3 protein-coding genes and 2 pseudogenes are annotated in these 12,442 nt (G+C 29.6%); 1 reads left to right on the top strand and 4 read right to left on the bottom strand.

The window, feature by feature from the left end; genetic code table 11:
* Nucleotides 1-16: 16 nt before the first annotated feature.
* From GCU34_RS11980 to GCU34_RS14150, 4 genes and pseudogenes are all read right to left on the bottom strand, one after another.
* On the bottom strand, nucleotides 17-1,822 hold the full coding sequence (locus GCU34_RS11980) for a peptide MFS transporter (RefSeq protein WP_072781762.1): 1,806 nt from the start codon (nucleotides 1,820-1,822) through the stop codon (nucleotides 17-19).
* A gap of 7 nt (nucleotides 1,823-1,829) precedes the next feature.
* Nucleotides 1,830-3,547, bottom strand: a pseudogene (locus GCU34_RS11975) (peptide MFS transporter).
* A 24-nt stretch (nucleotides 3,548-3,571) separates the two neighbouring features.
* Nucleotides 3,572-4,339 (bottom strand): alpha/beta hydrolase family protein, encoded by a 768-nt coding sequence (locus tag GCU34_RS14155; protein ID WP_262884267.1) that lies wholly within the window; start codon nucleotides 4,337-4,339, stop codon nucleotides 3,572-3,574.
* A gap of 153 nt (nucleotides 4,340-4,492) precedes the next feature.
* A pseudogene (locus tag GCU34_RS14150) lies at nucleotides 4,493-5,556 on the bottom strand (beta-propeller domain-containing protein); the annotation flags it as partial.
* Nucleotides 5,557-5,947: 391 nt separating this feature from the next.
* On the opposite strand from GCU34_RS14150, the gene GCU34_RS11965 reads away from it, so the two are divergent.
* Entirely contained in the window at nucleotides 5,948-12,430 is a 6,483-nt protein-coding gene (locus tag GCU34_RS11965; RefSeq protein ID WP_072781768.1) for a PAS domain S-box protein, read from the top strand.
* The last annotated feature ends 12 nt before the right edge of the window (nucleotides 12,431-12,442 follow it).

Genomic DNA, 12,442 nt, shown 5'->3' with positions numbered 1-12,442 from the left:
TGCCATTTTGTGTAACCTACTTAACACCGTGCATTAATTTTTTAATAACTGGCGACATTATAACAGCGAAAACAGCAATTACAACAGAAACGATAGTCAACATCCAAAAGAAATAACTCAATCCGTGCTCGTTAGCAATTTTATCAATGTTCTCACCAAATTTACCAGCACCTTTCATACCAATTGCCACTGCTAAATACCAAACTCCAAACATGAATGCAATCATTCTAGCTGGAACTAATTTAGACACATAAGATAATCCAACTGGAGAAATACACAATTCTCCCATTGTATGGAAAAGATATACCAATATTAACCAAATCATACTTACTGAAGCTGTCTTTGCACCAGGTTCAATTCCTGTAGCACCAATTGCGACACAAGCCATACCTAATGCTAATAATCCCATTCCTATTCCGTATTTAACGTTTGCACTAGGATTATACTTGCTTTCCCACCATTTAGAAAATAATGGAGCTAATGATATAATAAATAATGAATTTAAAGTAGAAAACCATGTAGCAGGAACCTCTGTGATTGGTTTCGTTACTTTTTCAATTTTTAAAAACTCTAAAGTTGAGTCAGACAACATTAAATAACCTGCTGAATAAAAATCTTTGATTAACATCCAAATTGCGATTCCCCAAATAATTACAAAACTCGTAGATAAAATTACATTTGCAACCGCATAATTTTTAAATGTTTGCTTGAAAAGCAAATATAAAACCCAAGTTATAATTGCTAAAGGAACTACTGTTATAAGAGAATTGATAATTAAGAAAAAAGTACTCCAATTTCCTTCTAATACTCTATTTGTATAATCACTTGCAAAAATAGTTAATGAGTTAGGTGATTGCTCAAAAATTGCCCAAAAGAAAATAGTCAAAAAGGCAAAGAATGTCACTGCAATCATCTTTTCTCTAGTAATTTGAGAATAACGTAACAATCGGCTTACTAATAGAACAATAAAAGTTCCTAAAGCTGTAAGAATAGCAATGTTATTCCCATTATCACCGAGGAAACCAAAAATATCAATTGTACCACCAGAAATTTTAGAAGCAGGATCATTAATAATCCATAACAACCCAAGTCCTGCTGAAATAGCAATTAAAATTAAATCAATTGAAGTGAATGGATTTCTTTTATCAGTATCACTACTTTCAGCTTTAGCTTTACTCTCAGGTGTTGGTTTCAAACCAATATCTCCAAAAATATTTTGTGATAACCAAAATTGTAACATTCCGAAGAACATGAAAATTCCAGCTAAACCAAAACCATAGCTCCAGCCCACTTTTTCACCTAAATATCCACATAGTAAAATTCCGAAAAATGCACCTGCATTTACACCCATGTAAAACAAAGTATAAGCTCCATCTTTTTTCTCGGGTCTATCTTTATACATTTCGGAAATTATAGATGTCATATTAGGTTTAAAGAAACCATTACCAAAAACCAACAATATTAATCCTAAATAAATTGAAAATTCAGTTTCTATTGCCATCGCAGCATGACCTAAAGTCATTAAAACTGCTCCTACTACAACTGCCCATCTAAAACCAATTATTCTATCAGCGAAATATCCACCTAGCATGGTAGATAAATACACTAAACCTACGTAAGAACCAAAGAGTGCCGAAGCATTTTCTCTGCTCCACTCCCAACCTCCTTCGGTAAATGAAGCGGTTAAGAACAATATTAACAACGAACGCATCCCGTAAAACGAAAAACGTTCCCACATTTCTGTAAAGAATAATACAAATAATCCCGCTGGGTGACCTAAAACTGTACTTTTAAAAAATTGATCTGTTGAATTTTGGCTCATATTTAATTTATTTAATTCCGTGCATCATTTTCTTTAATGTTGGTGTAATTAAAGCTAATAAAATAGCTGCAATACCACATAAAACCACAAACACCATAAAGAATTCGAAAAGATTGTGAATTTCAAAACCAGCAAAAACAGGATTTGTAACTGGAATCTGATTTTCAATTAATACTTTTTCTACTTCTGGAGTAAGAACAGATGTTTTATCTAGAATTGCTTGCAAATCAATTCCTAAAGTTTTTGCCTTTTCAAACTTATCACCAGTTGCAGGTAATATTGATCCTAAAGTTCCTGCCAAAGCATAACCTGCAGCATTTGAAATAAAGAAAACACCATACAACAAAGATGCAAAACGCTTAGGCGATAATTTACCCACTAATGACAATCCAATTGGTGATAAACAAAGTTCTCCCATTGTTTGAATTAAGTATAATAAAATTAACCATTTGATTGCTAACAAACCGGTGCTTCCTAAATCTTTTACATTATATGCAATAATAAAATAACTCACAGCCATTAAAGCTAAACCAACAGCTTGTTTAAATGGCGAAGTAGGTTCTTTACCTGCTGCTCTTAATTTGTCCCATAACATTGAAAATGGTACAGCTAATAATACAACAAATAAACCATTAAATATTTGCACCATTGAAGCAGGCATTTCCCAATCAAAAATAAATTTTCTATCTGTTTGGTTATCTGCGATAAAAGTTAATGAAGAACCTGCTTGTTCAAATGCTGCCCAAAAGAAAATTACAAAAAATGAAATAATATAAATAACTAAAATTCTATCACGTTCAACTTTGGTTAATGCCGAATCAGAAATAATCAATGCAGCAAGTGAAATTCCAGATGCATATATAATAGGATAAATAATACCTTCAATAGCTTTACTTGCTTCTAAACCACTAAAACCAATTTTTCCAATGTGCATATATTGAAACACAAAAAATAAAACAACAAAAATTATTCCTGAAACAATTAAAGAAGTCTTTGAAAATTTAGCAGATCCAGCTTCACCATCTTCTAAATCTGAAGTATCATTATGTTTTGGCAAACCACCAATAGGTTTACCCTCTGGTGTAACTACATATTTATTCTTAAGTAAAATAAATGTAATTGTACCAATAATCATTGCTAAAGATGCTGCTAAGAATCCCCATTTAAAAGCAAATAAATCTCTTACGCCATCAACTTTAACATCTCCTAAAAAGGGACAAATAAATTGACCTAAAAAAGCTCCAACATTTATTCCCATGTAAAAAATAGTAAACGCAGAATCTAATTTGTCTTTTTCTTGCTTAGGATACAAGCTACCTACCATAGAAGAAATGTTGGGCTTAAAGAATCCGTTACCAAAAATTATAATACCTAAAGCTGTCCATAATAAAGTATTTGACATTCCAATATTGGTATCGAAAACTGAAGCGCTAAAAAACAACAATAATTGTCCTAACGCCATCAAAATCCCCCCATAATAATGCAATAGCGATTTCCTAAAAATCTATCGGCAATAAACCCTCCTAATAGTGGAGTTAAGTAACATAAAGCTAAAAAACCACCATAAATAATCGAGGCCTGACCCTCTTTTACCATAAGGGCATTTACCATAAATAATGTTAATAACGCTCGCATTCCGTAGAAATTGAAACGCTCCCACATTTCAGTTCCGAATAATACCCAAAGTCCTTTTGGATGCTTTTGTTTTGCAGTAACTTCGCTCATATTTTGTTTAGTTAGTTTAGTTGGTTATAGTTTTTCTTTAATGAAATTAGTCATTTTTGTATATAATTGAAGGCGAGTTTTACCTCCGTAAATACCGTGGTTTTTATCTGGATAAATAGCCCAATCAAATTGTTTATTCGCTTGCACTAATGCTTCAATCATTTTCATACTATTTTGTACGTGAACATTATCATCTGCAGTACCATGAACTAGAAGGAAATTACCTTTTAATTTTGCTACATGATTAATTGGCGAATTATTATCGTAACCACTTGCGTTTTCCTGTGGAGTTTGCATATAACGTTCGGTATAAATTGAATCGTAATATCTCCAGCTTGTAACTGGTGCAACTGCAATTGCTGTTTTAAATACCTCAGCACCCTGGAAAATACAATTTGAAGCCATAAATCCTCCATAACTCCATCCAAAGATTCCAATTCTTGAAGCATCTACATAATTGTATTTACCTAAAACTTTAGCTGCATCAATTTGATCTTCTACCTCATATTTCCCTAGTTCTTTATATGTGCATTTTTTGAATGCAGCACCTTTAAAACCAGTTCCTCTTCCATCAACACAAACCACTAAATAGCCTTGTTGCGCTAACATCATGAACCAATAATCATTAATTCCGTTCCAAGAATTTGCAACTTGTTGTGAACCTGGACCAGAATACTGATACATAAAAACTGGATATTTTTTTGAAGTATCAAAATTTTTAGGTTTTATAATCCAAGCGTTCAAATTATGTCCTTTTTCTGTAGTTAAAGTAAAAAACTCTTTTGGTGCCACATCATAAGTCGCTAATTTATCTTGAACAGCCTTGTTTTCAACAATAGTTTTAACTGTTTTGCCATCTTTAGAACTATTTAAAGTGTAAACCGGCGCAGTATTTACATTTGAAAAACTGTTGATGTAAAACTGGAAATTTGGACTAAAAGTAGCATTGTTAGTGCCTGTTTGATTTGACAATCTCTTTTTACCTTTTCCATCTATTTTAACAGCATAAACATCGCGATTTATTGAACCATTTTCAACAGATTGATAGTAAACTGTTTTATTTTTTCGTCGAAACCATAATAAGCAGTTACTTCCCAGTTTCCTTTTGTTACCTGATTTTTTAATTTACCTGTTTTATCGTAATAATAAATGTGATTAAACCCATCTTTTTCTGATGTCCAAATAAAACTATTGTCACTCAAAAAAGTTAAATTATCCGTTACATCAACATACGCTTTATCTGTTTCATTTAAAACAACTTTATATGAAGCAGATTTTCCATCAACAAAAAGTAAATCTAAATTATTTTGATGGCGATTTAAAACTTGTGCACTTAAAGTATTCGCTTCATTTGTCCATTGCAAACGCGCAATGTAAAAATCGTTATATTTCGACAAATCTACTTGTTTTATTTGCTTTGTATTTAGATCATAAATATGAAGTGAAACATCCGAATTTTTTTCACCAGCTTTAGGATATTTAAAAACTTCTTGAGTAGGATACAAACCTTGGTTATACATATCCATTGAAAACTCAGGAACTTGAGATTCATCAAAACGAATGAAGGCAACTTTATCCCCTGTTTTGTTCCAATCGAAAGCTCTTACAAATGCAAATTCTTCTTCATAAACCCAATCTGTGATACCATTAATCACTACATTTTTCTTTCCATCAGTTGTAATTTGCTGGTGTTTTTTTGATGCAATATCATATACATACAAATTGTTTTGATAAGCATACGCTATTTTAGTACCATCAGGAGAAAATGTTGGTTCTTGAATTTGATAATCTGCAATTTTTGTAATTTTTTTAGAAGCCATATCATATAAAAAATAATCGGCTGTAAAAGAATGACGGAAAATTTGAGCTGAATTATTAGCAATTAAAATTTGATTTTCTTTTGCATTAAAGCTATAAGAATCTATTCCTCTTAATTCTTGAAAATCTTTAGAATCGATTAAAGTAGAAACCTTATTTAAAGTTGCATAATCAAACAAATCGATTTGCATAGAACGAGTCGCTCTGTCAAAATTTAGTACCGTATATTGGTTCGTGTTTTTCATCGCATTTAACTCATCCATACCTTGAGTACGAAATGCGCCAGACCAAATTTCTTCAAGAGTTAACTCTTTTGGCTATACACAGAAGCCGATACAAACAATAAAAAAAGAAACGATAATTTTAAAAATCTCATAATATTTTGGGTAAAAAACCTCCAATTTTAGTGAAAAAATATGAAACTACCACATTTTTTATGTTAAAACCTAATAGAACCCAAGCCTAACAAGCTTTTTTAAGATTATCAAAAATTATCAACTTCAAGAATAATTTGATTTATTTTTAAAATTTTTCATAAAGTTTTATTAATTTCATAGCTTTAAAATCTTACTCCAAGATTTAATGATAAGAAAAATTTTACTCTATTTTCTATTTTTTTCTTTTTTACCGAGCTTAAAAGCTCAGGTATATGATTATGATGTTTTTTCTCAAGAAAATGGATTACCTTCTTCTTCTATAACTTCAATCATACAAGATTCTAGAAATTTAATTTGGATTGGAACTGAAGGAACTGGATTAATTAAGTATGATGGAACTTCCTTTGAGCAGTTTAACAACTACAACGAAAAAGAAGGTTTTTTTGTTACTGATGTAGTTGAAGACCATAACCACAATATAGTTTTTTCTACAAAATACTCGGGTATTTTAGTTTTTGATGGCGAAAAAATATTTAAGACAATTTATCTGCCAAAAGAAAATAGAAACTTAATAAAATTATTTGTCAGCAAAAAACACATATACTGTTTTTTAGATAATGAAATATTAGTCATAGACGACAATTATAAAGTACAACAAACTATTTCGAATCAAAATAAATTCGATGAAGTAAACTCAATTTTTCAGGACGTTCAAGGTATTCTTTTTTTAGGCACCAACTCAGGTTTATTTGCATTGTCTCCTGATTTTAAATTAAAACAGATTCGAAATGACATTTTAAAAGAATATGTAACTATTGCTAAAGCAAAAGAAAATCAAGCAATAATTGGAACATCTGAAGGGTTTGTTTATTCTATAAAAAACAATCCTACATTAGAAATTACCTTAGAAAACAAACTCACTCAAAACGACGGTAGACCATTTCATGTAACAAAAATTTTAAAAGGAAATAGCGGTTTTTTTTGGATAGCAGGCGAAAATGAAGAAGGTGTTGCCATGTACACTAAAAACTATTTTAACATTATAACTAAGGATAATGGTTTTAATGGTAAAAATGTTACTTGCATGTTACAAGACAATGTGGGAAAATTATACTATGGTACACATGGAACCGGATTAATTAGTTCTCAATTCCAACCGTTTTATGGTTATTCAAATATTACAGGTTTAGAATCTCCATATATTTATAGCATTTTATCAACAGAAGAGTATTTATATGTTGGAATACAAAAAAAAGGACTCTACAGATATGTGGAAGGCGACTCACAAGAATTTAAATTGGATAGAATATTTTTTGACGGAAAAACTTTTAAATCCATTATTAAATCTAATGAAACTATTTACGCAGGTTCAAATTTTGGTTTATACAAATTACAAAAAAATATAGGCAATAAAATAAATACCTCATCAAAAATTGACAGTTCTACAATTAATGCAATACACAAAAAAGACAAGACAAATTTATTATTAGCAACAACATCGGGTCTATTTATTTTCGACGAAATTAAAAATCATGCACAAGCAATTTTACCAGAAAAATTTGGAAGTTTTAATATTACTTCAATACAAGAAATAGATAGTAAAAACTGGTATATTACTACAAACTTTGGATTACATCTTATAAGCCTTGATGAAAACAATAATTTTTCATCCACCAATAAAATTCCAAAAATTAATTTCAATTGTTCTACAAGAGATAGCTATGGAAACTTTTGGTTTGCTTCAAATAGTAAACTGTACTCTATTTGCAAAGAGAAGATTAAGAGTTTTAGCACTAAAAGTGGCTTAACATCTGGACTTTCTTACACGCTTTCTGCCGATAAAAAGGGGAACGTTTATTTAGGAACAAATTTCGGAATCGATAAATTAACCGTTACAAATGAAGGAAATATTACAAAAATATTTAACTACAATGGTAAAAATGGTTTTAAAGGATTAGAATTAAATATACGTTCACAATGTAAAGATATAGAGGGCGGATTTTACTTTGGTACCGCTAAAGGTCTTTTTAAATTTTTAAATTTTTACGAATCCAAAAACAAATATAAATCTCCCATAGCGCTAACGGGGATTAACATTGCCAATAAAAACATTAATTGGAAAGAAAATAGACAAACAAATAAGTGGTTTAACATTCCCACAGAAAATTATGAATTTAAAAATGATGAAAATGATTTAACTTTCGAATTTTGTCTTTTAAATCCAACTAATACAGAAGAAGTCTATTATTCTTATTATTTAACTGGTGTTAATAACGGCTGGAGTAAACCTTCAAAACAAAACAAGATTAGTTATTCAAATATTGACTTTGGAAATCACACTTTTTTCTACAAGGCCGTAGATAAGTTCGGCAATGAATTAAGTGAGCCCAAAAGCTATAATTTTAGAATAGAAACTCCTTTTTATTTTAAATGGTGGTTTTTAATCCCTTTTCTAATTTGCATAACACTCTTATTTAAAGGGATTATTGATAGTTCATCAAAATTTAACAAAGACATCGTAAAAAACTTATCAGAGCGACAAGCCTCAAGTAATGAACTCAAAATCTATTTTCTATTCATTGGCATTGTTTTCCCATTCGCAGAAATACTTTACCTGATTTTTATAAAAAGACCGCCTGTTGAATCGGCGATTAACTTTATAATGGGATTTTTATGCCTTTCTGTATTTTTCCTCGAGAAGAAAAGCATGTTTATCAAAAAGAACCTCAACCATATTCAACTTATCTATTTTTTAGGATTTGGAACACTTGTATTTACAAAACTTTTAACTCGCGAATTTGACTTCATTACATATGCCGAAGTCACTATGGTTTTATATTATTCATACATTGCACTTCCAAAACCAAACCATTACATCACATTTGTTATTGTGAGTTTAATACTCATTATCTTTTCTATTTTGGTTAATAAATGGCAACCAGTAGAAAACATTTCATTAATTGTACTTTCCATCGTTATTTTATTTATTAATTATGCCCGAAGAATCTCTGTCTTTAATTCTAATGAAAAAATCATTTTTTCCAAAAGTATAATTGATAATTCAAACTCATTAACTATTGCAACGGATCGAAATGGTAATTTAGAATTTTGTGGACAATCAATTGAAAAAATACTAGGTTTTACACCTGAAGAAGTTTTGGGAGAAAATTTTTGGAAACTAACAGGCGATTCTGAATTTAAAAAAATTGATTATAATTTAATTTTTAAACCAAATCATATTTATATACGTAAACTTAAAACTAAATCTGGAGGCATCAAATATATTCAGTGGACCGATTATAAATATTCCGACAACTTATTTGTAGCGAATGGGCAAGATGTTACCCAAAAAATAAGTTTAGAAAAAAAGTACTCCGATTTAGTGCAATCAGCAAGAGACATTATTTACGAGTGTGATAAAAATGGTAATATTATTTATGTAAACAAATTTACTTATGAACATTTAGGATATTCAGAAAATGAATTAATTGGGAAACATTTTTCTGATTTTGTTCCCGAAGAATACAAAAAAGAAGTGGTAGATTTTTATACAATTCACGAAAAAAATTTGAGTGAATTTGAAATAAAAGAGTTTCCTATAAGAAAATCTAACGGCGAAACAATTTGGGTTTCACAAAGTGTAACAATTAAAAAAAATGAAAGCGATAGAATTATTGGTTTTTCATCAATTATTAGAGATATTACTACTTCTAAATTACTTGAAATTGAAGAACAAGAACGCATTAAAAAAGCGACTCATTTAAACGCAATTTCAAATCAATTATCAACTCTAAACTTTATAAATTTTGAAAATCAAAAAGTACTATTAGAACATATTTGCGAAGAAGCTTCAAAAGGTTTAAATATTGATCGCGTAGGATTTTGGCTCTATTCTGAAACTAAACTTGAACTCTATAATATCTATATTAAACATAAAAAAGTACATAATTCTGTAGGCGAATTGTTTAAAACCAATTATCCAAAATATTTTAATGCACTAGAAAATGAGCCTATAATAATTGCTTCTAATGTTTTTGAAAATGCAACACTAGAAGAATTTAAAGACGATTATTTTATAGAGAACAACATCAAATCTTTATTAGACATTCCTATTTATATTTCAGGAAAATTATTTGGAGTAATCTGTTTTGAAGAAATTAATGAAATTAAAAAATGGACAAACGACGAAATAAGTTTTGCCAAAACTATTTCAGATGTTATTGCACTGGCTTTTGAATCAAATAAAAGAAAAAAGGCAGAAGTTCAATTATTATATAAAAATGAAGTACTCGGTTTATTTTCAAAATTCACTAATAAACTTATTCAGAAGACTTCGCTCGACGATGTTTTTGACGAATCCTTAGGCCAGTTAACCAGATTAATAAAATCGGATCGAATTTGTTTTTACGAATATCACAAAGATACAAATCGTGTAAATCAGCAATTTGAATGGTTTGCAGATACTAATGAATTAAATCTAAACAATCCAAATTATCAAAACTTAGATTCTGAAAGTCTTCCTGAAATGTTTGAAAACTTATTGCAAAAAAAATCATTTCACCTCATTGTTGATGATATTAAAAATGAAGACTTAAAAGCAAAACTTAAAAATAGAAATTTAAAATCGGCTTTGATAATTCCTATTGTACATCGCGATGATTTAATAGGATATCTTGGTATAGATTCTAATACTACAACAGAAAAATGGGATGAATTTACAGTTTCTGTATTAGAAGCATTAGCTAACAATATGGCTATTTCAATTATTAAAATCAAAAATCAAAATGCCCTAAAAGAAAGTGAAGAAAAGTTTAAACTTCTCGCGAATAATATCCCTGCAGCAGTTTATCTAGTTAAATATGATGAGGAACGTTCAAAAATATACTTAAACGACCAAATTGAGCATTTAACAGGCTATAAAAAGGATAGTTTTTTTGATGGAACGATAAAACTTTTAGACTTGTACCATCCCGAAGACAGAACAAATGCTGTAAAAATAATTTCTGAAGCTGTAAATAAAAAAGAACCATTTGTTGTAACATGTAGAATAATTAGAAAAGATGGTACTATAAAATGGATTGAGGAATACGGAGAAAGTATCATTATCGATGGAAAAGTTGAGTATTTAGAAGGAGTGATTTTAGATGTAACAGAACGAAAACAAATCGAAAATGCTATTATAGCAAAAGAATTAGCCGAAAGTTCAAACAAAGCTAAATCTGCTTTTTTAGCGAACATGAGTCACGAAATAAGAACTCCATTAAACGGAATTATAGGTTTTAGCAAATTATTATTAAACACTCCAATAAGCGAAATACAATCTCAATATCTAAACACTGTAAATCAATCGGCTCAAAGTTTATTAGATGTTGTAAACGACATTTTAGATTTATCAAAAATTGAGGCCGGAAAACTTATTTTAGAAAACAAAAAAACCAATCTTCATCATATTATCGATCAAACTATCGACATGATGAAATTCAATGCACATCAAAAAAACCTAGAACTCATTGTAGATATCGATAACAATGTAGAATGTAACATTTGGGTAGATGAAATCCGATTAAAACAAATTATTCAAAACCTACTTAGCAATGCAATAAAATTTACTCACGAAGGCGAAATTATTATCAAAGTTACTTTACTAGAAAAAACAACTGACAAATCAATTTTAAACTTTGAAATCATTGATACTGGCGTAGGGATAAAACCAGAAAATCAATCCAAAGTACTAGAAGCTTTTACCCAAGAAGATAGCTCTACCACAAGAAATTATGGAGGAACTGGATTAGGACTTTCCATTACGAATAGTTTATTAAAAATGATGAACAGCAAACTTGTAATAGAAAGCGAGGTAAATAAAGGAAGTAAATTTAGTTTTGCTTTAGAACTAAAATCAAAACCTTGCGAAAGATTAACAAAATTAACGAACAATAAAATAGACAATGTTCTAATTGTTGAAGACAATAACTACATCAGTGCCCTAATTAGAAAAACATTTAAAAATTTTGGTATTGAGAGCGAATCGACTCCCGAAATTAGGAATATTAATTTTGAAAATTTTAAATTAGTACTTTTAGATTTTGAATATTTAGGAAGTAATTCTGTAACAGAAATTATTCAAACTCATCCCAAAGTACAATTCTTAATTATGCAAAACTCTACCAGCGTATTTAAAGAAATTGACAACTACAAAAATGCTAATGCTATTGTAAAACCATTAAAAATTGAAGTACTTCAAAACTATTTAAACAAACTTAACAATCCCGATGAAAAAGAAGTTAAAACTTCAAAAACTATTGAGAAAATAACCAAAGAAAATTTCAAAGTCTTAATTGTAGAAGACAATAAGATAAATTTATTATTAACTAAAACATTACTTACAAAGAAATTTTCTAACGTGAGCATTTTTGAAGCCGAAAACGGATTAGAAGCCGTTCAAAATTACAAAATATACAAGCCCGATATTGTATTAATGGACATACAAATGCCCGTAATGAATGGCTATGAAGCTACAAAAGAAATAAGAAAACTAAACCCAAATGCCATAATAATTGCATTAACTGCTGGAGTAATTGCAGGAGAGAAAGACAAATGCATGGATATTGGTATGAACGATTTTATTTTAAAACCTATAGATAAAAATATTTTCGACGAAACCATTTTTAAATGGGTAAACACACTCTAAAAGCAATCTCTT

It is taken from the genome of Flavobacterium haoranii, from assembly GCF_009363055.1.
Lineage (GTDB): Bacteria > Bacteroidota > Bacteroidia > Flavobacteriales > Flavobacteriaceae > Flavobacterium > Flavobacterium haoranii.
This window is presented reverse-complemented; position numbering and strand designations above follow the sequence as displayed.

Excerpts from the sequence above, each read along its gene's own strand:
- GCU34_RS11980 (WP_072781762.1), bottom strand. The coding sequence starts at position 1,822 with ATGAGCCAAAATTCAACAGATCAATTTTTTAAAAGTACAGTTTTAGGT.
- GCU34_RS11965 (WP_072781768.1), top strand. The coding sequence starts at position 5,948 with ATGATAAGAAAAATTTTACTCTATTTTCTATTTTTTTCTTTTTTACCG.